We start from the raw sequence: 23,165 nt of genomic DNA on the forward strand, positions 1-23,165 counted from the left end.
ACAGGGGAAGAGGGATCAGGCCTGGGCGGCGGCGTCGAGTTCGGCCGGCGTGCCGATGGCCTTGGCTTCGATGGATTTGTCGATGCGCTTGATAAGGCCAGCGAGCACCTTGCCCGGGCCACACTCCAGCGCCTGGGCAACACCATGCGCCGCCAGCGCCTGCACGCACTCGGTCCAACGGACCGGCAGGTAAAGCTGGCGCTGCAGCGCGCCGCGGATATCGTCGATGGAGGCATGGATGGCGGCGTCGGCATTCTGCACAACGGGGATCGCAGGCAATGTCCATTCAAGGGTGGTCATCCGCTCGCCGAGCGTGTCGGCTGCCTCGCGCATGAGCATGGAATGAGAAGGCACGGAAACGGCAAGTTTCACCGCCTTTTTTACGCCCAGCTCGGCAAGGCGCGCCAGCGCGCGGTCGACAGCCTCCGCGTGGCCGGCAATCACCAACTGGCCCGGGGAGTTGAAGTTGGCCGGGGCGACGATCTGTCCCTGCGCCACCTCGTCGCAAACCTGGGCGATCTGGGCATCGTCTCCGCCCAGGATCGCCGCCATGGCGCCCACGCCGGCCGGCACGGCGGCCTGCATCAGGCGGCCACGCTCGGCCACGAGGCCGGCGGCATCCTTCAGGGAAAGCGCGCCCGCGGCCACCAGGGCACTGTATTCACCCAGGCTATGCCCCGACAGGTAAGCAGGCAGCGCACCGCCCTGCTTCAGGTAAACACGCCATACGGCCACACTCGCGGCCAGCAGGGCCGGCTGGGTGTTTTCCGTGCTGTTGAGTTTTTCCTCGGGGCCATTCTGGCTGATGTCCCACAGGTCAACGCCGGCGCCCTCAGAGGCCTCATCAAAGGTAGCTTTGACTTCCGGGTGGACGGCCGCCAGGTCGGCAAGCATGCCGATGGACTGGGAGCCCTGGCCAGGGAAGACGATGGCGAGCGTGGGGCTGGTCGAGGTCATGCGGGGCGATTCCGGGCGTTCAAACCGCGCATGGTGCCAGCAACCCATGGGCGAATGCACCATTCGCAAGGGTGTGGTGGCGGTGAGCCCACCCCCACAAATGCGAAACGGCGCCATCGGGCGCCGTTTCGCTCAAGCGTCACGCAAGGTGAAACTTAGTCTTCGACTTCAACCGCACCGCGGGTGTCGATGACCTTCTTGCCACGGTAGAAGCCATCCTTCGTCACGTGGTGGCGCAGGTGCACTTCACCGCTGGTCGGGTCGGTCGACAGCTGCACGCCCTTCAGGGCGTCGTGCGAACGGCGCATGCCGCGGGTGGACGGGGTCTTGCGGCTCTTGGCAACGGCCATGGCGAATCTCCAGCGAAATTACTTGTTTATAAGTCCGCGGAGAGCCGCGAACGGGTTATCGGATGGGTCCTGCGGGGAAGGTGTTTCTTCCTCCTCAGGCCGGGTTACGTCTTCGGGCAACTCCGCGTCCGGGTTAACCGGAACAAGGGGTAGCGCCAACAGCAGTTCGTCCTCGATCGTGGCGAGCGGATCCAGCTTGCCGTCCTGCTCCAGAAGGAGCGGTTCGTAGCCGGGCGGAAGCGAGGCTTCCTCACGCTCTTCGACGATCAGTCCGAGACGGGCATCGACCTCCACTGGAAGCTGGAAAGGCTCCAGGGAGCGCTGGCAGATCAGCGTGGGCGATGCCTTTGCGCGGACGGCCACATAAGCGACACCCAGGTCGTCACGACCAAAGTCCAGTTCGTACTCGACATCGCCCTCGGGGCTGGCAACCACATCCCCGAGGCGCTTGAACGCCGAGAGAGGCAGCTTTCCCTGAAACGAACGCCGCGCACGTACTTCGCGCCAAGCGTCCACGGACGATGGCAAAGTCACGGACATAATCGGGAAATGGTAGGCATGAACCCGCCTGAAGTCAACCGGTTAGCCAGACAAAAAGGGGGAGCCAGGCGATTTTGCGAAGCGACCCGCGTTTGGGGCAGACTCGCGGCGAGCGGCAAGTGTGCCGCAGCACGCCCGACAGGGGGAAGTGGCCGCGTGTTTTCCTTTGCTTATTATGCACTTGCCTCGCTACTCGTTCTCGCGCTGGGCCTCTGCGCGTGGACGTTTGCCCATTACAGGCGGCGGCGCAGGCACGGTGCCCTGCAGGACCTGATGGACCAGGCTGACCGTCTCGAGACCGACCTGAAGGATTGCCGCGACCGCCTTCAGCGGGCCCACGCGGTCATGCAATTCAGCCCCGACCAGCCGGCCGTTGGCGAAGTGGAAGCGCAGCAGGCGGTGGATTCCGGCTTGCGCGCCCTGCTCCAGCAACGCCTGTGGATACGCGACCGGGCACCCAGCGCCAGCCAGCGCGAGCTTGATGAGGCTGTCGATGCCCTGGTCCGGGCGCGCCACCAGCTCGAGCCGCGCCTGCAGGCCCTGGATGATGCGCAGACCGCCCTCGATACCGCGGTGCGCGAACACTTCCAGCCGGATCGTTAGCCCTTGACCCAGCCACCCGTCATCCTCGCCTCCACCTCGGCCTACCGGGCCGCCCTGCTCCGCCGCCTGCTCGATACGTTCACCCAGGAGGCCCCGGGCACGGACGAAGCGCCGGTGGGCGGCGAAGCCCCCGCCAACCGCGCAGCACGCCTGGCCGAAGCCAAGGCCAGGGCTGTCGCGGCAGCGAACCCGGGCAGCGTCGTCATCGGCTCGGACCAGGTGGCCGATCTGAACGGTACGGTGCTCGACAAGCCCGGCACCGCCCACGCCGCTCACACGCAGCTCGAGGCCAGCTCGGGGCAGGAGGTGATCTTCCACACGGCGGTGTGTGTCATCGATACCCAAGGGCAGGCCCATGTGCATGTCGATGAAACACGCGTGCGCTTCCGCACGCTGTCGCATGGCGACATCACCCGTTACGTGGAGCGCGAACGCCCGCTGGATTGTGCCGGCAGTTTCAAATGCGAGGGCCTGGGCATCTCGCTGTTCGAACGCATTGCCAACGTGGACCCCACGGCGCTCGTCGGCCTGCCACTCATTGCCACGTCTCACCTGTTGCGTAGCGCCGGTATCGCGCTGCCCTAGCGCGGGCGAACTGTCGCGGCCTCGTAAGCCGCGGTCCATGCGATGCATTGATCCGGCGGGATCGCCCCGCGGCGCATGGAACGTGCGCGCGCCTCGTAAAACGCGAAACGACGGCGACCGTCAAACGCATCGACACGCCCCAATGGCCGCACGATATCGACGCGTGCGCAGAGTGAACCAAGCCAGTCACGCGTCTCTCGCTCGCGTAACGCCGTTTCATCCACCACCAGCAAGACCGGTGCCGGGGCAAGTGCCTGAAGCGCGGTTTCATCACGCGCCCATGCGTTCAATTGCGCCGCGCGGCCATGTTTCGCGTTCAACGGGCTATCGAGCGAGTACACCGGTACCGGCGCACCTAGTGTGAAGCGCAGTTCGGCGGCGAGCATGAAATTATCCGCGACCAGCACGGTTCCGGCAGGCCGCGGCGGTAATGCGGCCGCCACTTCCCGCCAACCGGTGAAGTTCGATGGGAAGGCCTTCGCATGAGCCAGCACGCCCGCACCGCGCGGCGACGCGGCAAGGCCCAGGTAAGCCAGGCCCAAAGCCAGGCCCACGCCGGCGACCGCCATGGCCACACCGGCAAATCGCCGCATCGGTATCGATGCGCCAGCCAGCAACGCAGGCAGCAGCGCGCACGTGAGCAAGTAGCCGGGCAATGGCCAATGCACGCGAAACCGCACATCATCGGCAAACAAGCCGAGCGCGAAATACGCGATGACGAACGTGCCACCCAGGGCCGCTACGACATCGAATGGCGCCTCACCGCGTCGACGCCACGCCTGCCACAGCCCCCATAGCAGGACGAGATAAAGCAAAGGTGTGCACGCCAGCGCCTGCTCCAGCGGCTGCACGAGCGCATCCGCATGAAATTGCCACGGGTTCCGGTCCACCAACTGGAACGCGAGCCCGGCGCCACGCGACGCAACGTTATAGAGGGCCAAAGGCAGCAAACCCAGCGCAGCCACGGCCATGGCGCCCCACCAGCCCCACATGCGCCAGGTACGCCGCCCCCGCGGCATGAAGAGCATGAACACCAGCCCGGCCAGCATGGCCATGGCCGCGCGGTAATGGGTGCACCACGCCATGGCCAGGCCCAGGCCCAACAGGCACCAGTCGCGCTTGCGATTTGTCTCAAGCGCCTCCACCAGCCCGCGTGCGGCCAGCAGGATCGCCACGGTCAGCGGTACGTCGGGGAGGGCGAGAACGCCGAGGCTCCCACCTAGCGGCAGCAGGAGGGCAAACGTAGCGGCCTGCCACGGCGCCACCGGGCCTCCGCCATGCCGCGCGAGTGCGGCGACCAGCCACGGCACCAGGGACCCCAGCAAAAGAAACGGCACGCGCATGGCGAGCAGGCCATGCCCGAAAACGGCCTCGGATCCCGCAATAAGCCATGCCGTGAGCGGTGGCAGGTCGCTGTAGCCCCACGCCGGCTGAAGGCTCTCCTGCCAGTAGAACGCTTCATCGCCAAACGGCGACAGGGTGGCCGCTATGACAACCTTGCAGGCGAGGACCAGTACAAACAAAACGACGAATATGCCTCGCCAGCGTCGCGCACGCACGGCTAAACTCAACGACTCATCCATCGCCATGGCCGGGCCGGGGGGCACACGCATCGATCATGTCTGCCATTACTCCACTTAACGATGAAATGCTGCGCCACCGGCTCGATGCCGCGCTTGCGCAGGTCAACGGCGTTCTGCTCGGCAAACCGCGACAGGTGAAGCTGGCGTTCGCCTGCATCATCGCGGGCGGCCACCTGCTCCTTGAAGATGTGCCCGGCGTCGGCAAGACCACGCTGGCCCACGCGCTCGCCGCCACGCTCGACCTGGAGTTCCAGCGCATCCAGTTCACCAGCGACCTGCTTCCCTCGGACATTATCGGGGTGAGCGTGTACGAGCGCGAGACCAGTGAGTTTCGTTTCCACCCGGGTCCCATCTTTACCAGCCTGCTGCTGGCCGACGAAATCAACCGGGCCACCCCGAAAACCCAGAGCGCGTTGCTCGAAGCCATGGCCGAAGGCCAGGCAACGGTCGATGGCACGACCCACGACCTTCCGAAACCGTTCTTCGTCGTTGCGACGCAGAACCCGCTCGACCTGGCCGGCACCTTTCCGCTGCCGGATTCCCAGCTCGATCGTTTTATGTTGCGCCTGTCCCTGGATTACCCCGATCCCGCCGCCGAGCGCGCATTGCTGATTGGTGAAGACCGGCGCGACATGATGGCGGCACTACGACCGCGCCTGGACGCTGAAGCGATTGCGCACCTGCGCGCCGCCTCGCAAGCCGTAAAGGCCACGGGCGCGCTGCTCGACTATCTGCAGGCGCTGCTGTCGGCCAGCCGCAAACACAACGATGTCCGCGTCGGGCTCTCGCCGCGCGCTGGCCTGGCCATCCTCGCCGCATCGCGGGCGTGGGCGATGCTCAGCGGCCGGGACCATGTCATTCCCGAAGACGTGCAAACGGTGTTTATTCCGGCCGCTGCGCACCGCCTTGTGCCGGGCCGGGGCAGCCACCGCGAAGCCATTGCGCGAGCCATCCTCGCTGAAACCGCGGTGCCCTGATGGAGGGCGCCGCGCCGCGCATGCTGGCGTGGGCCGAGCGCCGGCTGCCTGCGCTGACGCGGTTGAGGCCGCGTGAAGCCCTTCCCATCGTTCTTCACCGTCGCCGGATCTATATCGTCCCCACGGCCTTCGGCCTTGGTTTTGCGCTGCTCCTCGCCGTCATGCTGGTGGGCGCCCTGAACTACGCCAACAATGCAGCACTCATGCTCACTTGCCTGCTCGGGGCCACCACGGCCGGGAGCATGCTCGTCGCGTTTCGCGTTCTTAATGGACTGGCGATTGGCACCCTGCGCGCAGGCACGGCACGGGCCAGCGAGCGTATCCCCGTGTCGCTCGACCTTTCCGCCAGCCAGCGCGAGCGCAGCGCGGTACGAATGGACATCGCGGATCGCGAATTCGCCGTGACGGTGCCCGCTGGCGGCCATGCCACCATCGAATTCGAACTGCACGCCGAACGCCGCGGCTGGCTTCCGCTACCTCGCATGCGCATCCATACCCGCTGGCCGCTAGGCCTGTTCCGGGCGTGGAGCTGGATCCATCCCGACGCGGCAGTGCTGGTCTACCCGATGCCCGAAGCGCTGGGCCCATCGCCGTTCGAACCCCAGGGCGATGCCGACCGGGGCAGGCCACGTGCAGGCGATGAACTGGCGTCCCTGCGTGATTACCGCCCAGGCGATCCGCGCCGGCACATTGCCTGGAAGCTCAGCGCGCGCCATCACGGACTGCTGGTGAAGGACATGGAACAACCGGCACCGAAAGAGGACTGGCGCCTCGATTGGGATAGCGTGCGCGGCCTGGACGACGAATCGCGCATCGCCCGCCTGGCGCGCTGGATTGACGAAGCACGCGAAAGCGGCAGGCGCTGGAGCCTGCGCTTGCCCGATGCTTACTTTGATGTCGCGCAGGGCGACGAGCACTACCACCGCTGCATGACTGCCCTGGCGCTCAGGCCGTGACCCGCTTCCGTCTTTCGCTTGGCACCCCGGTCGCCACGGAGCCCCGGTTGGCGGAGCGGCCGTTCAACCTCCTTTGCCTGAGCATGGCATTCGTCCTCGCCATGCACGCCACCCACTTGCCCTGGTGGTTCACGGCGACGCTTGGGGCAACCCTTGCCTGGCGCTGGTGGCACCGCAGCCATGGCGGGCGTCCCGTTTCCATGTGGATCAAGCTGCCCATCGTCGGCCTGCTGCTTGCCGCGGTCATCGCCACCTACGGTACGTTGTTCGGACGTGAGCCAGGTAGCGCGTTCGCCGCCGGACTGCTGGTGCTGAAAACGCTTGAAACCGAGCACCGCCGCGACGCACGGGTCGGCGTCGCCTTTGGCGGCTTCGCACTCATGAGCGCCCTGCTCTTCAACCAGTCCATGATCGTTACCGTGATAGTGGCGTTGGGGCTTGCGCCGGCGCTGGCGACCCTGCGTGCGATCGAGGAGATCACACCGCCGCGCGACGCGTGGCGCGCCGAACTGGGGCCCGTGCTTATCATGCTGGCCGCCTCCATCCCCCTGGCGGCCTTTGCGTTCTTTTTCATCCCCCGGCTTGAATCCCCGCTGTGGGGTGCCCCGAATCCGGGCAAGGCCGTGACGGGCCTGTCGAACACCATGTCACCAGGCGAGATGAGCGAGCTATTGGTAGACGACACGCCTGCCTTGCGCGTTTCCTTCGACGGGCCGGTACCGACCGGTGAGGACCGATACTTCCGGGCGTACACCATGCTCCACTTCGATGGGCGCCAGTGGAGCCAGGGCTTCCGTGGTTACCCCCCGTCGGACGGCACCACGAACGGGCGCCAACGCTTTCGCTACCACGTCACCATGGAGCCGACGCAACAACGCATCCTGCCTATGCTGGACATGCCATCGGCGGCACCGGTGGATGCGACGCTCCAATACGACCGCACGGCGCTCGCGAACCAGCGCGTGCAGTCGACCAAAACGTACGATGCCTCGGCATCGGTCGATTACCAGCTCGATACGGGGCTAAACCCGGCACTTCGCCGTGGCGCTCTGCAATTGCCCGCAGCCGTGGGGCCAAGGGCGCGGGCCATGGCCGAAGGGTGGGCGGTGCAATACGGGCACGATGCGGAGGCCATCGCCCGAGCAGCCCTTGCCATGTTCCGCGATGGCGGCTTCCGGTACACGCTCGCGCCAGCGCCGTTGGGCGCCGACCGCATCGATGATTTCCTGTTCGGAACCCGTGAGGGATTCTGCGAGTACTACGCCTCCAGCTTCACCTTCCTCATGCGCGCCGCCGGCGTGCCGGCGCGGGTTGTCACCGGCTACCAGGGCGGGTACTGGAATGCACTTGGGTCTTACCTGCTGGTGCGCCGCGCCGATGCACATGCCTGGGCCGAAGTGTGGATCAGCGGACGCGGCTGGGTGCGTTTTGACCCCACCGGTGCCGTCCGGCCTGAACGTGTCAGCCTGGGCGCCGCGTCAGCGGCGGCCGCGGATTGGGACACGCCATTTTTCAGCGGTCGCTGGATCCGCTCCTTGCAGGACCACTGGGATGTGGTCAACCAATGGTGGAATCAGGCCGTTAACGGTTTCGACGCATTGCGCCAACGCGGCATGCTGCAACCCTTTGGCATTCGGCGCGTTGATGTTGGCGATCTTGCGGTGATCCTGGCCGTAGGGTGTTCCCTACTCGTCGCGGCAGCCTTGGGATGGGCCCTTTTCCAGCGGCGTGAAGGTGATGCATTGGATACGTGGATGCACAGGCTACAGCGCAAGCTTGCGAAAGCCGGTGTAACGCGTCGAACGGGCGAAGGCCCAAGGCATTTCATGGCAAGGGCCGCGCGCTCACTGCCTGCGCATCGAAATGCCTTGGAAAGGTTGAGCGAGCTTTACTTAAGGTCACGTTACGCGCACGACGAACCGCCACCTGAACTGGTCAAACAGTTTCAGAAGGGGGTACGGGAATTCCGGGCGCGTGGCATGGTCAAATAGGTCCATGGCGGCGGCCGTGCCCGTCGCCCCGAGGAGAGTGACATGTCCATGTACAAACCGTTGGCCGTCGCCGCTGCCACCCTGGCGTTGGGCGCGTGCGCCACGGTGCCACAGCCGCTGCAGGGTCAGTTCAACGATGTAACCACTGTCAATGCCCAGCAGGGCGGCGCGCCGGGTGCCAAGGTGCGCTGGGGTGGTGAAATCATCAAGACCGAACCGGGTCCGCAGCAAACGTGCTTCTTCGTGCTGTCGCAGCCGTTGGATGACGAAGCCCGTCCGTCGGGCAGCAAGAACGAGAGCCAGGGCCGCTTCGTCGCCTGCCGCGACGGCTTCTACGACCCGGAGGTGTTCACCCGTGGCCGTGAGATCACGGTGACCGGTACGCTGCATGGCGCCGTGTCACAGAAGGTGGGCGACTTTGATTACGCCTACCCGCGCATCGAGGCCGACGTGGTTTACCTGTGGCCGAAGCGAGTACCGGTCAACCGCTACCCGCCAGGCTTCTACGATCCGTTCTGGGGTCCGGGCTGGGGTGGCTGGGGCCCGGGCTTTGGCCCGTACGGCTACGGCCCCTGGGGCGATCCGTACTGGTACCGCCCGCGCACCGTAATCGTGCGCCCGCCGCCGCCGCCGCGCCCGGCAAAGTAAGCGTTCACAAAAAAAGCCGACTCACGCCGGCTTTTTTTCATTCCTGCAGTCAGCCAGGCGGCCAGTGCATCTGCCGGCCCGCCAGCAGGTGCACATGGATGTGGAAAACGGTCTGACCGCCATGCGTGTTGGTGTTGATCACCGTGCGGTAGCCGTCCTTCGAGAAACCTTGCGCGCGTGCGTACGCCGCGGCGGCCAACAGCAGTTTGCCAAGCAACTCGGCATCACCCGGGATCGCATCATCGAGCGTGGCAATAGCGCGCTTGGGAATGAAGAGCACGTGCACCGGGGCCTGCGGATTCAGGTCGCGGAACGCGAGCACGTCGTCATCCTCGTAAACGATGTCGGCGGGGATCTCGCGGCGGACGATCTTCGAGAAGATGGTATCGGTCACTTCAAACTCCTGGGTGTAATCAACCGAGCGATTGCCGGCTTCCGAACGCATGCGCCAGCGTGCCCCGATCAACGAATTCGAGCTCACCGCCCAACGGCACGCCGTGGGCCAGGCGCGTGGCACGAATGCCGGCCGCGCGGGCCAGTTGGCCGATGTAATGCGCGGTGGCTTCGCCCTCGACCGTTGGATTCGTGGCGATGATCATTTCCTCGACACCGCCCTCACCCAGCCGCTCGGCCAGCAATCGCAGGCCCAGCTCTTCCGGGCCCAGGCCATCGAGCGGAGAGAGCCGCCCCAGCAACACGAAATAATGGCCACGGTACCCCGTAGCCTGTTCGATCGCGGCAAGGTCCGAGGGCGATTCCACGATACAAAGGACGTGGCTGTCGCGGCTGGTACTGGCGCACAACGTGCATACCGGGGTTTCGCTGAAATTGCGGCAGCGCGTGCAGTTGCCCACGTCGCGCATGGCCGATTCCAGCGCGGACGCGAGGCGCAGGCCGCCCTGCCGCTCGCGCTCGAGCAGATGGAACGCCATGCGCTGCGCACTCTTTGCACCCACGCCCGGCAGGCAGCGCAGCGCGTCGACCAGTTCGCCAAGCAGGCGGGAACCGTTGCTCATGTAAGTAACAGGCCGCCTTAGAACGGCATCTTGAAGCCGGGCGGCAGGTTCAGGCCCGAGGTGACACCGCCCAGCCGGGAGCGGCTGACTTCGGCGATCTTGTTCACGGCATCGTTGATGGCGGCCGCGACGAGGTCCTCCGCCATTTCCGGATCATCGGCAAACGTCTGGCGATCGATGTGCACACTGCGCACTTCATGGCCGCCGCTCATGGTCACGGTGACGAGGCCACCACCGGCGCTACCGGTAATCTCCGTTTTCGCCAGTTCTTCCTGCGCACGCTTCATTTCATCCTGCATACGCTGGGCCTGCTGCATCAGCTGACCGATTTGACCTTTCATGTTCCGGGCTCCACGGGTTTGATCGATTGGGGAATGACACGCGCGCCAAAGTCGCGCTTGAGGGCCTGCACGAGGGGATCCGTATCCATGGATGCCTCGGCGTTGGCCTGGGCGTCGCTCGCGGCCTGCGCACGGCGCTCGGCTGGGGTGCCGAGGTTGCCGCCCTCAGGGACGAAACGGAAGCGCACGCGCCGACCCAGCGCGTTCGAGACCTTCTCTTCCATCTGGCTCGTCAGCGGCTCGACGGCGAGGTGCATGTGCTGCGGCTGCAGGGCCATCACCAGCGCATCGCCCTCCACGCCACGCAACGTGCAGTTCTGCGCCAGCTGGCCAATGGGGCCGCGCAGGTGCGCCCGCTCGACGATATCGTGCCAGTCGGGCAGGCCGTTCGCCCCCGTGGCGATGGGGCGCGGCGGGGCCGCTGGCGCTGGCGCCGGGGCGGGTGCCGATGCAGTCGCGGGCGGCGCGGGGCGCGGCGCGGCAGCTTGCGGCGGTGCCTGGCGCACCGGCTGCGGCGCCGGAGCCGAAACGGGGGCCTGGCGCGGCGCGGCAGGAGCGTGGCTGGACTCGCCCGGGCGGAACGCATGCATGCGCAGCAGCACCATCTCGAAGCCAATGCGGGCATCCGGCGCCATGGGCAGCTCGCGACGGCCGCTCGTGGCAATCTGGTAGTACAGCTGGACGTCTTCAGGCGCCAGCCGCTCGGCCAGGCTGGCCAGCCCGGCGTCGGCCTCTTCCGAGCGGTAGCCCGGCACCAGCTGCAACAATTGCACGCGGTGCAGGACCGTCGCCAGGTCGTCAAGCACGCCGCCGAAATCCGGGGAGAACGAGGCAATCCGGTCGGCCTCGGCCATCAGCGCTGCGCCATCGCCAGCCGCCAGCGCTTCCAGGACACCCAGCACCTGGCCACGCTCGACGCTGCCGAGCATGGCGCGGACATCGCCCGCACGCAGGACACCACCGCCATACGCGATAGCCTGGTCCAGCAGCGACAAGCCATCGCGCAACGAACCATCGGCGCCATGCGCCAGCTCGGCAATGGCCTCGTCGTCGTACTCAATGGCCTCGGCACCGAGGATGTGCTTCATCTGCCCGGAAATCTGCTCGGGCAGCAGACGCTTCAGGTTGAACTTGAGGCAACGCGAAAGCACCGTCACCGGCAACTTCTGCGGATCGGTGGTGGCAAGCAGGAACTTGACGTGCGGAGGCGGCTCTTCGAGGGTTTTCAACAGTGCGTTGAAAGCCGGCTTGGAAAGCATGTGCACCTCGTCGACGAGGTAGACCTTGAAGCGACCGCGCGACGGGGCGTACTGCGCGTTTTCGATCACTTCACGGACATCGTCCACGCCTGTATTGCTGGCCGCATCGATTTCGAGCAGGTCGACGAAGCGCCCCGCATCGACCGCGGTGCACACCGCGCACTCGCCACACGGATCAGCCGATTCGCCGCGTTCGCAGTTCAGCGATTTGGCGAAGATACGCGCAATGGTGGTCTTGCCCACGCCGCGCGTACCCGTGAACAGGTATGCATGGTGCATGCGCCCGCTATCGAGCGCATTGGTGAGCGCGCGAACCACGTGTTCCTGGCCCACGAGTTCCGCGAACTTCCGTGGGCGCCACTTGCGTGCGAGAACCTGATAGGACATGCGATCTACCTTGGGGCGACAGTCGATTGTGCCAAGGAGACGAGGCCGGCGAAAGCGCTGGCCCAGAAAGGCGATGACCCTGCCAGCCACACCCCGGCACCCGAATCATCCGCTACCGTTGCTTCCTTCCGGACCTGGCGGGGTTTACGGACTATCGTCGCGGGGGGACCGACAGGGCCACCATAAAAGACGTAGAACTGGCGGAGAGGGCGGGATTGCTCGGGCATTCCTGCCCTCGCCCTCCGCTTCGCTCCAGGTCAGCCTACGGCTGACCAAATTTGTTCCAGACAAATTTGTCGAACCCGAACGGGTTCAAATCCCGCCCACACGGTGTCGCTTCGTTTGTCCCCGCGCCAGCATTACGGCCGTCGCGATACTAAAACTGGCGGAGAGGGCGGGATTCGAACCCGCGATACGCTATTAACGTATACACACTTTCCAGGCGTGCTCCTTAAACCACTCGGACACCTCTCCGCACGGGTACTTCCTTCTTTCCGGTATCCGTCCCGGCAAAGAAGCGGAAGGATAACGGCATGCGCAGCCCCGCACAAGCGGTGAGCCCGCCAGGCGCCCTGTTTCGTGGCCCTTAGCCGGCCGTAGGCCGCGCCGGTTCGGGCTCGGGGAGTGCCAGGCTTTCGCCCGGCCGCGCTATGCGGTATCCCCTGCCCTCCAGCGTCTCGCCATCGGCGACACTGCCGTAGTGATAAAGGGCCATGCGACCCCGCACCTCTCCGGGATACTCACGCTCCAGGTCGTCCACGCCGGTATGCGACGGGTTACCCACCACGCCGCAATCGTGGGCCACGACCTCGCCCGACACCGCGTGGATCGCGAGCGCCTCGGGCACGGGCCGGGTATCGCCGGTGAATACGAAGCTGCCACGCAGTGCCAGGCCGAAAGAGGTCCCCTGCACGTGGTGGCGCGTGGGAAAGATGTCGAACCAAAGCCCTTCGTGCCAGAAACCGCGGGTGCTAGGCACCAGGTGGAACGCTTCCCAGTAATTCACCCCGCCTTCGGCCAGGGCACCCGGGTAATCGGCCACCCTGCCCTGCAGCCATGGCAACAGGGCGGCGTGCAGGAACACCTTCGTGCGGCCACGCAACGCCTCGTCGAACCACAGGCGGAAAAACAGGCGCTCCATGCCGGCCACGTGGTCCATGTGCGTGTGGGTGATGTAAAGCGCAGACGGCGGCGCTCCGTACATCGCCACGTAACGGTCGAGGGTATCCGGGCCGCAATCGACGAGAAGCAAGGGGGCTCCGTCGCGCTCGAGCACGACAGCCGACGAGCCCAGTTCCACCGCATGCGCGGCGCCTGTTCCAAGGAAGCGAAGATCGTAACTCACGCGCCGAAGCCTTTTTCGTAAGCCTGGACCAGGGCCGGCCAGAGCACCTCATCGAACATATCACCGCCCTCGCGCGCGCCGACCTTCACGAGCGACCGCTTTAACCGCGCCAGGTTCGAACGGCGCCAGCCGGACGCCGGCGGACGCAAACGCCCGCGATCGAAATCGATAACGTACAGGCCATCGCCGTTGACCAGGATGTTGTGCGCATTCAGATCCGCGTGCCAGGCCCCCTCCCGGTGGAACCGGGCCACCAGTTCACCCACCCGGCTTGCCAGCACTTCATTGAAGGCGCCGTCGGCCACGCGCTCGGCGAGCGTGCGCGCATCTGGGATACGCAGCGTGATCAGATCAGCCCGGTAACCCAGGCCTTGGCGTACATGGCGGGCGGCAAGCGGTGGCGGCACGGGGAGCCCACGCCGTGCCAGCTCGGCCAGCATGCGGAATTCGCGGCTGCTGCGGGTACGGGCGTTACCGGTGAAAAGGTAGCTATCACCCAGCAGCGCTGCCACCATGCCGCCACGGCGGTAGTGGCGCAGCACGGCCTCGCCCGCTGGCGTATCGATGATGGCGACGCCGCCCCGGCCACCCGGCTGGGCGCGCAACGCCCCGCGGCTCGCCCAGGCATCGGGCGAGAACCAGTCGGCATCGACTTGAGCTGTGCGGGCCGCGTCGAACAGAATCGTTCCGCCCGCGGCCTCCGTTACTCGTTGGTCTGTCATCTGAAGGGCCGCCTGCCTGGCGGCCACCTATCCGGTAACCCGATCGTGTCCAGTCTAGCAAGCCACCCCCTCCCGCCGGGAGATTCCAGCCTCTGCCTCCTGCGAACCTCCGCCATCGGTGACGTGACGCACGTCGTGCCGATCATCCGTACGTTGCAGGCGGCGGTCCCGCAAACGCGCCTGACGTGGATTGTCGGCAAGCTGGAGCAGAAGCTGGTTGGCGACCTTCCGGGCGTCGAGTTCGTTACGTTTGACAAGGGCAAGGGCCGGGAAGGCATGCGCGCCGTGCGCGAGACCCTGGCAGGCAGGCGTTTCGATGCGTTGCTGCACATGCAGGTGGCCCTGCGCTCCAACCTGTTGAGCCTTGCGGTCAAGGCCGATCGGCGCATCGGCTACGACCATGCCCGCTCGAAAGACCTGCATGGCCTGTTCGTGAACGAGCGCATCCCGGCCCGCACGGGCGAGCACGTGCTCGATGCCATGGCCAGCTTTATCGAACCACTGGGACTGAAGCAGACCGAGGTGCGTTGGGACATACCCGTGGCCGACGAGGCCCATGCATGGGCTGCCGAACAGTTACCCGGCGAGACGCCCACCCTGCTGGTAAGCCCCATGTCGAGCCACACGGTACGCAACTGGCGGGTGGACCGCTATGCGGCCGTCATCGATCACGCGATGGCACGCGGCATGCGCGTGGCACTGGTGGGCGGCCCGTCGCCCGCGGAGCGCACGCTGGCCGACCAGATCCTCGGCGCGGTGAAGACCCCGCCCATGGACTTGACCGGCAAGGACACCCTGAAGCGATTCATGGCGTTGCTGGCCCGTACCAGCATGATCCTCACACCGGATTCCGGCCCGATGCACATGGCCAATGCCGCCGGGACCAAGGTGCTGGGCCTGCATGCCGCCAGCAACCCGCACCGTTCGGGGCCCTACTCCGACCGCCGCTGGTGCGTCGATAAATACGACGCCGCCTCGCGCAAGTTCTTCGGTAAGCCGGCGTCGGAAATCCCGTGGGGCACCAAGATCGAAAAGGAAGGTGTGATGGATCTGGTGGAAGTGCCCGAGATGATCGACCGCTTCGAGGCCTGCGCCGCCTTCCTCAGCCTTCCCCTTCGGTGATCAGAACGTCGGCTTGGCGCCGTAATCCTGGTAGGACTTTTCTTCCACCAGCGTAGAGCCGAGCTTCAGGTTGATCTCACGCTTCACGGCGGCGCGCTCGTCGTTCTCGAAATAGACCGAACGGGCGAGCTGGATGAAATCGTTGTCGAATTCCTGCGCCTTTTCCTTGATGCGGATATCGTCCTCGATCTTCCACAGGCGCTGGTTCACGGCAAGCAGGCGCGCGGTTTCGTCCTTGATATCGGTCTGCGACGCGGCGTGATTGGCCCAGGTGGTTTCAAGCAGCTCTAGCTCGTTGCGCACGTTGGCGAGCTTCGCTTCATCCTTGATCTCCTGCAGCTTGATCTGCAGGATCGTGATCTTGTCGATCAGCTCGCCGTAGGATACCGGGGTCTCGATCAGGCTCATGGAAGGTCTCCGTCAGGTCAGGCGCGGGAGGTTAGCAGCTTTGGGCCGGGGCCGGCTTAGCGGCGGCCAACGCCCGGCCGCCGCGCTATAGCGTGATGACCCCGAACGTATCGAGCAGCAGCACGATATTCAGCGCCAGCACCACGAGCGCCGCGATGACCGCCGCCACGGTCACCGCCGGGGCGATACGGAAGGGCCCCATCACCTTCTGCCGCGCGGCGAACCAGACCAGGGCCACCATCGGGAACGGCAGTGCGATGCTGAGCGCGACCTGGCTGAGCACAAGCGCCCTCGTGGCATCGACACCGGCGGCCACCACGGCAAAGCTGGGCACCATGGTCACGAGGCGGCGCAGCCACAGCGGGATACGAAAATCCACGAAGCCCTGCATGATCATCTGCCCCGCCATGGTGCCGACCACGGAGCTGGAAAAGCCCGAGGCAACCAGCGAGACCAGGAAGATTGTCGCCGCGGCGCCACCCAGCAGGGGCACCAGGGTCTGGTAGGCGGTTTCGATCCGTGCAACGTCGGAGTGGCCCCCATGGAACGCGCTGGCCGCCATGATGACCATCGCCAGGTTGATCAGGCCCGCGACCGCGAGTGCGAGCACGACCTCCGCGTTCGACAGGCGGATGATCCGCTGGCGCTCGATATCATTGGTGGGTTTGGCACGCCGCTCGGTCAGCCCGGAATGCAGGAACAGTGCATGCGGCATCACCGTCGCACCGATGATCCCAACTGCCAGCGCCACAGCCATGCCATCGGGCAGATTGGGCTTGAACACGTGCATGCCCACGGCCGCCCAATCCACGGGGGCGATGAACACCTCCACCAGGTAACACAGCCCAACGACCCCGACGAGCGCCCCGATGGTCAGTTCGAGCCGGCGGGCGCCACGCCCCTCGAGCAACAGCAACGCGTAGGTCACGACCCCGGTAACCACCATGCCGGCCAACAGGGGCATGTGGAACAGCAGTGCAAGGCCGATGGCCCCACCGAGGAATTCCGCCAGGTCGGTGGCCATGGCCGCCAACTCGCTGACCACCCACATGACCCAAACCACGGGTCGCGGCAAGTGCATCCGGCAAAGCTGGGCAAGGTTGTAGCCGGTGACGATGCCAATGCGCGCCGAGAGGCTCTGGAACAGCATGGCAACCAGGTTGGCCAGCAGCACCACCCACAGCAACGCATAGCCGTAACGCGCACCCGCCTGGATGTTGGTCGCGAAGTTTCCCGGGTCGATATACGCCACCGACACGACGATGGCCGGGCCCGCGAATGGCGCCAGCGCGGCCAGCCCACGGCGACGGCCGTGCAGCACCTCCTGCATCACCTGGGCATCGCGTGCCTGCCTGACTTCGTCTCTCACCCTGCCGCCTGCGTGCGCGCACATCGCGTTCACATTCATTAGAGGCCGCACGGCGTGCATGGCGTGTGGAAAGCCAGCTGAATGGCCGCGGCAGGCTTCGCGGCGCATCGACGCAATCCGGCCTATATGTCGCGAGTGCCAGGAGCCGCCATGACCACCATCACCCGCCATATTCCCCGAGTTTCAGGATTTTCCGCTGCCCATCAGGATGACATTGGCCTTTGCGTGCTGGCCGAGCTGGACACGGCCCCCGGCGAACGCTGGCTATCGCTATTCGCGACGCGCTGCGAGGAAGCGTTTTCCCGGCACACCTCGCCGGATATCCGCTGGGTCGAGGGCCGCATCTGGTTTCGCGTGCCCTCGGAGGAGCTGGTGCCGGAATTCGCAAGGCTGATCGTCGATGCCGTCAATACGGCGGGGCGCGATGAAGCCGACGAACAGGCCCGCGAGGTCGAACGGGCGCGCCTCCTCGCGCAGAAAGCCCATGACCTCGATGCCTTGCTGAATGGCGTGAACGCCGCCCTTCCCGAGTGGATGGCAGGCCAGCACACGGCCTGAGTCAGGGTGACGGCCCCCTGGCGCTGAACAGTGCGACGCAACCGATTGTATCCACCCGAACGTCGTTGAATCGGCTGGCCAGGGCCAGGCGCAGGTCGTCAAGCGAATCGCGCGCGTTACCAAAGATGCCCTTCTTGTTGTAGAAGCCCATGAGCTTCACGGCTGCTGCCGAACGAGGTACCCCCTGGGCCAGGATGGTGGCGCCGAAGAGGGTCCCGCCGGGTGCAAGCAAGGGAATCAAGTGATCGAACACCGCGGACTTGTGGCGGATGTCACCCGCCAGGCAATGCAGCAGGTAAGTCACGCCTATCGACCCATACGTTTCGCCGTGGCCATCGATCGGCCTGAGCACATCCGCTACGTGCGTCGTGGGCGCGTAACGCCCTACGCGGCGCGCCGCCGCTTCCAGCGAGTTCGGGTTGAGATCCATCAGGGCGAGCCGCGGTGAGGCCGGGAAGCGGCAGTGATCCATGTACCAGCCCGTCCCTACGCCGACATCGAGGTGGGACGCGGTGACATGTTGGTTATAGAGATCGAGGATCCGGCGCGTGGGGCACCGCCAGACCAGGGGGTTCGACAGGCGGAGCACCAGCGTGTCATAGATCGCGAGCGTGGCGGGAGAATAAACAGACTGGCTGTCGTAGGTCTTGGATGTCGTGGCTGACATGGGCGGTGGGGGGCTTGATGGCGTGGGGATCGCGAAGCGTCGCATGCCCACTCGTTTCCACTCCACCCCGATTGCCGAAATTGTGCTTTGCGTCCCTTTCCGGGGTGGAAATGACGGGCACCCTCAAGAGCCACCGACCTCAGCCGATGCCTTCTGTATCGCCAAGGAACCCACCCCGATGCCGGTCCAGAACGCCCGTCACCAGAATCTTCGCAAGATCCTTGCCCAGCTCGAACGCGAAGGCATCGAAGGCTATGCCGACCAGGCCGAGCACCTGGGCAACGTCACACCGGGAAAACTGGCCGCCATGGACCAGGGCGCGCCCATCGACGTGCTGTTCTCCGAGCACGTGGAATGGGTGCTGCACAGGCGGCGCGGGTGGATGGATGAGCTGCATGAGGATGATCCGCTGGAGGCCTAAGCACTCCACGCGATGTTTACCCCGACCGGGCTAGTTTGCCGGGATGATCAGTCCACTCGATATCTTCCTGCGTCTCGCGGGCGCGGCCCTGCTCAGCGGCTTTATTGGCATCAACCGCGGTCGACTTGAATGGACGGCTGGCCTGCGCACGCACATGCTCGTGGGTGTTGGCGCGGCGTTAGCCATCATCGTTTCCGCCTTTGGCTTTGGCGATGTGCTCAATAACGATCACGTCGTATTGGATCCTTCGCGAATCGCCGCACAAGTCATCAGCGGCATCGGGTTCCTCGGCGCCGGTACCATTCTGTTTGTCGAGCGCGACCAGATTGTTCGGGGGCTCACGACGGCGGCAAGCTTATGGGCTGTTGCATCGGTCGGCCTCGCGGCGGGCGCGGGGCTGTTCTGGGGTGCCACGATCGCCACCGGCTTGATCTGGATCATCCTGGCCATGCTGAAGCCGCTCGAGCGCAAGCTGACGGGACGCGCCTCGCGCCGACCTCGTGTCGTGGTCACGCTCAGCGGTGTGAACGCACTTGCTGCGTGCGAGACGGTTCTCGCCGAACAGCATCTGCCGTTCACCAAGACCGTATTGCGGCGCCAGCCCGATGGCGATGACCGGGTCACCATCTTGTTCGCGAAACCGGTGCGCCGCGAGCAGCTGGCAACACTCGCCGATGCCATGCGCGGCGTGGAAGGTATCAAGGCAGTAAGCTACGAGGGGTAACCGCACAACGGAACGGCTGCTGCGGTCGATGCGCGACGTTAGCTGCGAAAATACCGACAGCCTCGTCGCTACCGCGCACGTCGCGCCTGCCCAAAGGATTCGGCCGTGGTGAACGCCTACAAGAACTGTTGGGCGGCACCTTCATTGCCTCATCTAGCAGCCGTGCCTTCCTCAATTATCATGGATGAAGACGAATGCCAGACAGTCAGCCATTGGCGAAAGCTCAACCCAGGAAGGAAGCGGATGAATTTTGCGCAGCAAGGCATATGGGAGGCGCAGCGGTGTGCGACCGGGCGCGTGCCTGCGGCCCGTGTCGGGCCACGCGTTAAGGGAAGCATGGCAGCCCGTGTCGCCAAGCTTGAAGCAGACATCGATCATATCAAGACCGACGTCGCGGATACGCGTGCCGATGTACGGCATATAGCCAGCAAGGTGGGCGAACTCGCCACCAAAGTTGACGTGATCGAAGAACGCACCATGCATGTCGCAACGAAGACCTGGGTGCTCAGCGGCGTGATCGTCGTTCTCATCACTATCCTCAGCGCATGCGGCTGGGCCGTTCAGCAGTACCTCGGGCCGATACTGGCAAAACTGCCAGCCTGATGTTGCGCGCGCAGCAGGCAAGGATTTGAAGCGCTTTGAACGGAAGCCTGAAAAACAAAGCCCCGCATCGCTGCGGGGCTTTGTAGATCACTGTATTTGGCGGAGAGGGTGGGATTCGAACCCACGGTACGCTTGCACGTACGCCTGATTTCGAGTCAGGTACATTCGACCACTCTGCCACCTCTCCGGAAGGGTCGACGACAGGCTGTGCGGCCTGCCGAGTCGGCAATGATAATGGGTCCTTGGCGCCGTGACAACAGGCTTTTGATGGGGCATGCTCGCCGGGCATATCAGGCGGTTTCCCGCCCTCCCCCAGCAGCCCAAGAGCCCACATGATCGAATTCGGACACGGCACGCACACGGGGCTTCGCCGTCTGCGCAATGAGGATACCTACTACGCCGATGCCGGCCTGGGCCTCTTCCTGGTCGTGGATGGCATGGGCGGCCACAAGCATGGCGAGGTCGCCTCGGCCATGGCCCGCGATGGCGTGGTGGCTCAGGTCACGGCCGGCCAGTCGCTGGTCGATGCGATCCAGCGGGTGAACGAGGCGCTGCTTGCTCGCTCGGGCGGGCTGAAGGAATCACGGCCGATGGGGACCACCATCGCTGCGATCCGCGTGTCTGGGCGCTCCTACGAAGCCGCATGGGTGGGTGATAGCCGGATCTACCGGTTCGCTGACGCCAGCCTCGAACGGCTTTCGCATGACCACTCCATTGTCGAAGCGCTGGTCGAAGCCGGCGAACTCACCGAGATGCAGGCCCGAAATCATCCGCAGCGGAGCGTGCTGACCCAGGCGCTCGGCATTACCGCGCCTGATCAATTGCATATCGGTCTCGCCCGGGGAGAGCTGGCACCCGGTGCCCGGCTACTGCTTTGTACGGATGGGCTCACCGACGAGGTGACCGACGAGAAGATTGCCGGGATCGTAGCCCGTACCGATCTCGCAGCGCAGGAGTGCGTGGATCACCTGGTGTTGGCGGCGCTGGGTGGGACGGGGCGGGATAATGTGACCGCTATCCTGGTGCGTGCGGCGGGTTGAATCGCGCGCAAGCGCGCTCCTACACAAGCGCGCCTTCCTGGCGACGTTGGTCATCGAAGGATGTTTTAGGCGCGCGCGATCCGCGGTAAGCAACACCCGACAGGTTTAATGGATCGTCGTGGTTTCCGCCTCAAGCTTCCGCCAGATGCTCTGCCCGCCTGCCGATTTATCCAATGCATCCAGGCGCTTCGCGTGCTGCGATAGCTCATCATCCGTCGCACGCAACACGACCGGCCGGCGGTTGATCACGATATCGCCGAGCACGTTGGCAGCGGAGTTATCGGCACCGGCATCGAACACGAAATCGAGGCCGACCTGGCCGGATGTCATGGCGATATAGACATCCGCCAGCAGCTGCGCATCGAGCAGGCCGCCATGGAGATCACGATGGGTGTTATCGACACCCAGGCGCTTGCAGAGTGCATCGAGGCTGTTGCGCTGCCCCGGATACATCGTGCGCGCCATTACCAGCGTATCGAGCACCGTCGCGTAGTCGGTGACCTTGCCGTATTCCGGGCCCAGCCGCGCGAGCTCGGCATTGATGAAGCCCACGTCGAACGCCGCGTTATGGATGATGAGTTCGGCGCCCTTTATGTACGCCAGGAACTCGTCGACCTTCTCGCGAAAGAACGGCTTATCGAGCAGGAACTCGTCCTGGATACCCGTGACTTCGCGCGCGCCTTCATCGATGGCGCGCTCGGGGTTGAGGTAGGTATGGAAGTGGTTGCCACTGGGGCGGCGGCCAACCAGTTCCACCGCACCGATTTCAATCAGGCGGTGGCCCAGGTGGGCCTCAAGGCCGGTGGTTTCGGTATCGAGGACGATCTGCCTCATGCCACCTTCCCCTTTTCCTTGTAGATGATGGCCTGGTCACGCGCAGCCACATCGACGCGCTCGTTTTCTTCATGGCCGGCATGCCCCTTCACCCATTCCCAGGTGACGGTATGCGGCTGGGTCGCCGCATCCAGCCGCACCCACAGGTCCTGGTTCTTCACCGGTTTCTTGTCGGCGGTCATCCAGCCGTTGCGGCGCCACTTGGGCACCCACTCCTGCAGGCCTTGCATGACGTACTTTGAATCGGTCATGAGGTGCACCTTGCACGGGCGCGTGAGCGCCTCGAGCGCGGAGATGGCACCCATAAGCTCCATGCGGTTGTTCGTCGTGTCGGGCTCGCCGCCGGAGAGCATTTTCTCAATGCCCTTGGCACGCAGCAGTGCGGCCCAGCCACCCGGGCCAGGGTTGCCCAGGCAGGCGCCGTCGGTAAAGGCTTCAACAAGATCGGTCATGGAACTCTTCAACTGATGTGATCACGGGCGTGGCGACGTGCGCCGGAGGCGAACGTGCCGGGCACCGGGGCGGGCACCACGGCCGCGCGGGGCCGCAAGGGTACAGCGGCGGGACGCTTTTTGCGCGCCACCAGCAGGTAGCCACCGCCGATAAGCGATTCGCCCATGGACGCACCACCAGCACGCGGCCAGGCGCTGCCCAGGCGGCGCGGCATGGAAAGCTCGAAGTCGTCGCGGACCAGACGCTGGCTCCACCACCACGGCCAGGTGAGCCGTGGCCGTACGCTACCGCTCTGCCGGGCCACCCAGGGCGACCAGAGGCCAAGCGGATGGATGCCGGTGATGGCGATCATGCCGCCCGGCTCGAGTACACGTATGGCCTCATCCAGGAGGTTGTCCTGGCGCACCGTGGTTTCGAGTGCGTGGCGGAGCAACACCACGCCGAAGGCTTCGTCGGTGAACGGCAGGGGCTCCAGGCCACTCGCTACGATATCGCCGCCCAGATGGGGCCCGCTGACCCGCACCGTGGCCCAGTGGCCCAACAGCGGGATTGCAGGTGGCTCTGCGCCGATTGCCGCGGTCAGGTGCAGCCCGTGGTCACCGGTGCAGCGATTGAGCAACGGTGCCAGCACGCGGTTCTCGTCCGCAAGCAGCTTGCGGAGATGAGGCGTCGCATAGATGTCGGAGACTGGGCCGGCCATGTGTGA

Annotated in this window: 28 protein-coding genes, 2 tRNA genes and 1 other RNA gene; 12 read left to right on the top strand and 19 right to left on the bottom strand. The window is 65.2% G+C overall.

All coding sequences use genetic code 11. The features are described 5' to 3' along the window. Window positions 1-15 precede the first annotated feature (15 nt). The 3 genes from fabD to L2Y97_RS14625 form a co-directional block, all read right to left on the bottom strand. Entirely contained in the window at window positions 16-957 is a 942-nt protein-coding gene (gene fabD / locus L2Y97_RS14615; RefSeq protein WP_247427902.1) for an ACP S-malonyltransferase, read from the bottom strand. 155 nt (window positions 958-1,112) lie between these two features. Further along, a complete protein-coding gene (gene rpmF, locus L2Y97_RS14620) occupies window positions 1,113-1,307 on the bottom strand; it encodes a 50S ribosomal protein L32 (protein ID WP_139983614.1) in 195 nt (64 codons plus the stop codon). An 18-nt stretch (window positions 1,308-1,325) separates the two neighbouring features. Continuing rightward, window positions 1,326-1,847, bottom strand: a complete 522-nt coding sequence (locus L2Y97_RS14625; RefSeq protein ID WP_247427904.1) for a YceD family protein — start codon at window positions 1,845-1,847, stop codon at window positions 1,326-1,328. A 156-nt stretch (window positions 1,848-2,003) separates the two neighbouring features. Here L2Y97_RS14625 and L2Y97_RS14630 point away from each other — a divergent pair, with 156 nt between their 5' ends. Next, window positions 2,004-2,450, top strand: a complete 447-nt coding sequence (locus tag L2Y97_RS14630) for a hypothetical protein (protein ID WP_247427905.1) — start codon at window positions 2,004-2,006, stop codon at window positions 2,448-2,450. A 3-nt stretch (window positions 2,451-2,453) separates the two neighbouring features. Continuing rightward, a complete protein-coding gene (locus L2Y97_RS14635; protein ID WP_247427907.1) occupies window positions 2,454-3,035 on the top strand; it encodes a Maf family protein in 582 nt (193 codons plus the stop codon). On the opposite strand, the gene L2Y97_RS14640 is transcribed toward L2Y97_RS14635, so the two are convergent. After that, window positions 3,032-4,558, bottom strand: a complete 1,527-nt coding sequence (locus tag L2Y97_RS14640; protein WP_247427909.1) for an ArnT family glycosyltransferase — start codon at window positions 4,556-4,558, stop codon at window positions 3,032-3,034. The two genes, L2Y97_RS14635 and L2Y97_RS14640, sit on opposite strands and share 4 nt — an antisense overlap. A gap of 95 nt (window positions 4,559-4,653) precedes the next feature. Here L2Y97_RS14640 and L2Y97_RS14645 point away from each other — a divergent pair, with 95 nt between their 5' ends. Genes L2Y97_RS14645 through L2Y97_RS14660 form a run of 4 tightly spaced genes read left to right on the top strand, consistent with a single transcriptional unit; the run spans window position 4,654 to window position 9,190 of the window. Beyond that, window positions 4,654-5,595, top strand: a complete 942-nt coding sequence (locus L2Y97_RS14645; RefSeq protein ID WP_247427911.1) for an AAA family ATPase — start codon at window positions 4,654-4,656, stop codon at window positions 5,593-5,595. Beyond that, window positions 5,595-6,551: a DUF58 domain-containing protein gene (locus tag L2Y97_RS14650; RefSeq protein ID WP_247427914.1), complete on the top strand. Its 957-nt coding sequence runs from the start codon at window positions 5,595-5,597 to the stop codon at window positions 6,549-6,551. The genes L2Y97_RS14645 and L2Y97_RS14650 overlap by 1 nt, the downstream gene beginning before the upstream one ends. After that, window positions 6,548-8,542, top strand: a complete 1,995-nt coding sequence (locus tag L2Y97_RS14655) for a transglutaminase TgpA family protein (RefSeq protein ID WP_247427921.1) — start codon at window positions 6,548-6,550, stop codon at window positions 8,540-8,542. The genes L2Y97_RS14650 and L2Y97_RS14655 overlap by 4 nt, the downstream gene beginning before the upstream one ends. A 42-nt stretch (window positions 8,543-8,584) precedes the next feature. Continuing rightward, window positions 8,585-9,190 (top strand): Slp family lipoprotein, encoded by a 606-nt coding sequence (locus tag L2Y97_RS14660; RefSeq protein ID WP_247427924.1) that lies wholly within the window; start codon window positions 8,585-8,587, stop codon window positions 9,188-9,190. Window positions 9,191-9,239: 49 nt separating this feature from the next. Here the strand turns inward: L2Y97_RS14660 and L2Y97_RS14665 are convergent, their stop codons facing one another. The 8 genes from L2Y97_RS14665 to L2Y97_RS14700 all read right to left on the bottom strand — a co-directional run bounded on the left by L2Y97_RS14665 (window position 9,240) and on the right by L2Y97_RS14700 (window position 14,260). Beyond that, complete coding sequence (locus L2Y97_RS14665; RefSeq protein ID WP_247427926.1) at window positions 9,240-9,584, bottom strand: histidine triad nucleotide-binding protein; 345 nt, start codon at window positions 9,582-9,584, stop codon at window positions 9,240-9,242. A gap of 19 nt (window positions 9,585-9,603) precedes the next feature. Beyond that, the gene (gene recR, locus L2Y97_RS14670) at window positions 9,604-10,206 is read right to left on the bottom strand and encodes a recombination mediator RecR (protein ID WP_247427929.1); all 603 of its coding nucleotides are present in this window, start codon (window positions 10,204-10,206) and stop codon (window positions 9,604-9,606) included. Window positions 10,207-10,223: 17 nt separating this feature from the next. Further along, complete coding sequence (locus L2Y97_RS14675; protein ID WP_247427932.1) at window positions 10,224-10,547, bottom strand: YbaB/EbfC family nucleoid-associated protein; 324 nt, start codon at window positions 10,545-10,547, stop codon at window positions 10,224-10,226. Continuing rightward, window positions 10,544-12,193 carry a DNA polymerase III subunit gamma/tau gene (gene dnaX, locus L2Y97_RS14680; protein WP_247427935.1) on the bottom strand — a complete coding sequence of 550 codons (1,650 nt, stop codon included), beginning with the start codon at window positions 12,191-12,193 and terminating at the stop codon, window positions 10,544-10,546. The genes L2Y97_RS14675 and dnaX overlap by 4 nt, the downstream gene beginning before the upstream one ends. Window positions 12,194-12,270: 77 nt before the next feature. Further along, window positions 12,271-12,367: signal recognition particle sRNA small type (gene ffs / locus L2Y97_RS14685), an RNA gene on the bottom strand. Window positions 12,368-12,576: 209 nt separating this feature from the next. Then, a tRNA-Ser gene (locus L2Y97_RS14690) sits at window positions 12,577-12,667 on the bottom strand. A gap of 112 nt (window positions 12,668-12,779) precedes the next feature. Next, window positions 12,780-13,538 (bottom strand): MBL fold metallo-hydrolase, encoded by a 759-nt coding sequence (locus tag L2Y97_RS14695; RefSeq protein ID WP_247427938.1) that lies wholly within the window; start codon window positions 13,536-13,538, stop codon window positions 12,780-12,782. Beyond that, the gene (locus L2Y97_RS14700; RefSeq protein ID WP_247427941.1) at window positions 13,535-14,260 is read right to left on the bottom strand and encodes a 3-deoxy-D-manno-octulosonic acid kinase; all 726 of its coding nucleotides are present in this window, start codon (window positions 14,258-14,260) and stop codon (window positions 13,535-13,537) included. Before L2Y97_RS14700 ends, L2Y97_RS14695 begins: the two co-directional genes overlap by 4 nt. Window positions 14,261-14,383: 123 nt before the next feature. Between L2Y97_RS14700 and L2Y97_RS14705 the strand changes: the two genes are divergently transcribed. Continuing rightward, entirely contained in the window at window positions 14,384-15,382 is a 999-nt protein-coding gene (locus tag L2Y97_RS14705; protein WP_247427942.1) for a glycosyltransferase family 9 protein, read from the top strand. Here the strand turns inward: L2Y97_RS14705 and L2Y97_RS14710 are convergent, their stop codons facing one another. Together L2Y97_RS14710 and L2Y97_RS14715 are read right to left on the bottom strand one after the other, a co-directional pair. Then, entirely contained in the window at window positions 15,383-15,790 is a 408-nt protein-coding gene (locus tag L2Y97_RS14710; protein ID WP_247427945.1) for a DUF6165 family protein, read from the bottom strand. It abuts the gene before it with no gap. Window positions 15,791-15,875: 85 nt separating this feature from the next. Continuing rightward, entirely contained in the window at window positions 15,876-17,159 is a 1,284-nt protein-coding gene (locus L2Y97_RS14715) for an Nramp family divalent metal transporter (RefSeq protein ID WP_247427947.1), read from the bottom strand. A 150-nt stretch (window positions 17,160-17,309) separates the two neighbouring features. Between L2Y97_RS14715 and L2Y97_RS14720 the strand changes: the two genes are divergently transcribed. After that, window positions 17,310-17,717, top strand: coding sequence for a hypothetical protein (locus tag L2Y97_RS14720; RefSeq protein WP_247427950.1), 408 nt, complete (start codon window positions 17,310-17,312; stop codon window positions 17,715-17,717). A 1-nt stretch (window position 17,718) separates the two neighbouring features. Here the strand turns inward: L2Y97_RS14720 and L2Y97_RS14725 are convergent, their stop codons facing one another. Continuing rightward, window positions 17,719-18,429 (bottom strand): class I SAM-dependent methyltransferase, encoded by a 711-nt coding sequence (locus L2Y97_RS14725; protein ID WP_247427953.1) that lies wholly within the window; start codon window positions 18,427-18,429, stop codon window positions 17,719-17,721. 133 nt (window positions 18,430-18,562) lie between these two features. On the opposite strand from L2Y97_RS14725, the gene L2Y97_RS14730 reads away from it, so the two are divergent. From L2Y97_RS14730 to L2Y97_RS14740, 3 genes are all read left to right on the top strand, one after another. Continuing rightward, complete coding sequence (locus L2Y97_RS14730; protein ID WP_247427956.1) at window positions 18,563-18,805, top strand: hypothetical protein; 243 nt, start codon at window positions 18,563-18,565, stop codon at window positions 18,803-18,805. 43 nt (window positions 18,806-18,848) lie between these two features. Further along, entirely contained in the window at window positions 18,849-19,529 is a 681-nt protein-coding gene (locus L2Y97_RS14735; protein WP_247427958.1) for an MgtC/SapB family protein, read from the top strand. Window positions 19,530-19,634: 105 nt separating this feature from the next. Then, window positions 19,635-20,132 carry a hypothetical protein gene (locus L2Y97_RS14740; RefSeq protein WP_247427961.1) on the top strand — a complete coding sequence of 166 codons (498 nt, stop codon included), beginning with the start codon at window positions 19,635-19,637 and terminating at the stop codon, window positions 20,130-20,132. Window positions 20,133-20,229: 97 nt separating this feature from the next. Here L2Y97_RS14740 and L2Y97_RS14745 read toward each other — a convergent pair. Further along, window positions 20,230-20,319 (bottom strand) — tRNA-Ser (locus L2Y97_RS14745). Between the two features lie 145 nt (window positions 20,320-20,464). Between L2Y97_RS14745 and L2Y97_RS14750 the strand changes: the two genes are divergently transcribed. After that, window positions 20,465-21,172 (top strand): PP2C family protein-serine/threonine phosphatase, encoded by a 708-nt coding sequence (locus L2Y97_RS14750; RefSeq protein ID WP_247427964.1) that lies wholly within the window; start codon window positions 20,465-20,467, stop codon window positions 21,170-21,172. Between the two features lie 105 nt (window positions 21,173-21,277). Here L2Y97_RS14750 and dnaQ read toward each other — a convergent pair whose 3' ends face one another. Genes dnaQ through L2Y97_RS14765 form a run of 3 tightly spaced genes read right to left on the bottom strand, consistent with a single transcriptional unit; the run spans window position 21,278 to window position 23,159 of the window. Further along, window positions 21,278-22,006 (bottom strand): DNA polymerase III subunit epsilon, encoded by a 729-nt coding sequence (dnaQ, locus tag L2Y97_RS14755; RefSeq protein ID WP_247427967.1) that lies wholly within the window; start codon window positions 22,004-22,006, stop codon window positions 21,278-21,280. Next, window positions 22,003-22,458 (bottom strand): ribonuclease HI, encoded by a 456-nt coding sequence (gene rnhA / locus L2Y97_RS14760; RefSeq protein ID WP_247427970.1) that lies wholly within the window; start codon window positions 22,456-22,458, stop codon window positions 22,003-22,005. Before rnhA ends, dnaQ begins: the two co-directional genes overlap by 4 nt. 8 nt (window positions 22,459-22,466) lie before the next feature. Further along, a complete protein-coding gene (locus L2Y97_RS14765) occupies window positions 22,467-23,159 on the bottom strand; it encodes a methyltransferase domain-containing protein (protein ID WP_247427973.1) in 693 nt (230 codons plus the stop codon). Window positions 23,160-23,165: the final 6 nt, after the last annotated feature.

It is taken from the genome of Luteibacter aegosomatissinici (assembly GCF_023078495.1).
Lineage (GTDB): Bacteria > Pseudomonadota > Gammaproteobacteria > Xanthomonadales > Rhodanobacteraceae > Luteibacter > Luteibacter aegosomatissinici.

Coding starts and splice junctions, on each gene's coding strand:
- rnhA (WP_247427970.1), bottom strand. CDS start 22,458: ATGACCGATCTTGTTGAAGCCTTTACCGACGGCGCCTGCCTGGGCAAC.
- L2Y97_RS14730 (WP_247427956.1), top strand. CDS start 18,563: ATGCCGGTCCAGAACGCCCGTCACCAGAATCTTCGCAAGATCCTTGCC.
- L2Y97_RS14710 (WP_247427945.1), bottom strand. CDS start 15,790: ATGAGCCTGATCGAGACCCCGGTATCCTACGGCGAGCTGATCGACAAG.
- dnaX (WP_247427935.1), bottom strand. CDS start 12,193: ATGTCCTATCAGGTTCTCGCACGCAAGTGGCGCCCACGGAAGTTCGCG.
- fabD (WP_247427902.1), bottom strand. CDS start 957: ATGACCTCGACCAGCCCCACGCTCGCCATCGTCTTCCCTGGCCAGGGC.
- rpmF (WP_139983614.1), bottom strand. CDS start 1,307: ATGGCCGTTGCCAAGAGCCGCAAGACCCCGTCCACCCGCGGCATGCGC.
- L2Y97_RS14650 (WP_247427914.1), top strand. CDS start 5,595: ATGGAGGGCGCCGCGCCGCGCATGCTGGCGTGGGCCGAGCGCCGGCTG.
- L2Y97_RS14675 (WP_247427932.1), bottom strand. CDS start 10,547: ATGAAAGGTCAAATCGGTCAGCTGATGCAGCAGGCCCAGCGTATGCAG.
- L2Y97_RS14645 (WP_247427911.1), top strand. CDS start 4,654: ATGTCTGCCATTACTCCACTTAACGATGAAATGCTGCGCCACCGGCTC.
- recR (WP_247427929.1), bottom strand. CDS start 10,206: ATGAGCAACGGTTCCCGCCTGCTTGGCGAACTGGTCGACGCGCTGCGC.
- L2Y97_RS14720 (WP_247427950.1), top strand. CDS start 17,310: ATGACCACCATCACCCGCCATATTCCCCGAGTTTCAGGATTTTCCGCT.
- L2Y97_RS14750 (WP_247427964.1), top strand. CDS start 20,465: ATGATCGAATTCGGACACGGCACGCACACGGGGCTTCGCCGTCTGCGC.
- L2Y97_RS14660 (WP_247427924.1), top strand. CDS start 8,585: ATGTCCATGTACAAACCGTTGGCCGTCGCCGCTGCCACCCTGGCGTTG.
- dnaQ (WP_247427967.1), bottom strand. CDS start 22,006: ATGAGGCAGATCGTCCTCGATACCGAAACCACCGGCCTTGAGGCCCAC.
- L2Y97_RS14735 (WP_247427958.1), top strand. CDS start 18,849: ATGATCAGTCCACTCGATATCTTCCTGCGTCTCGCGGGCGCGGCCCTG.
- L2Y97_RS14700 (WP_247427941.1), bottom strand. CDS start 14,260: ATGACAGACCAACGAGTAACGGAGGCCGCGGGCGGAACGATTCTGTTC.
- L2Y97_RS14725 (WP_247427953.1), bottom strand. CDS start 18,429: ATGCGACGCTTCGCGATCCCCACGCCATCAAGCCCCCCACCGCCCATG.
- L2Y97_RS14765 (WP_247427973.1), bottom strand. CDS start 23,159: ATGGCCGGCCCAGTCTCCGACATCTATGCGACGCCTCATCTCCGCAAG.
- L2Y97_RS14625 (WP_247427904.1), bottom strand. CDS start 1,847: ATGTCCGTGACTTTGCCATCGTCCGTGGACGCTTGGCGCGAAGTACGT.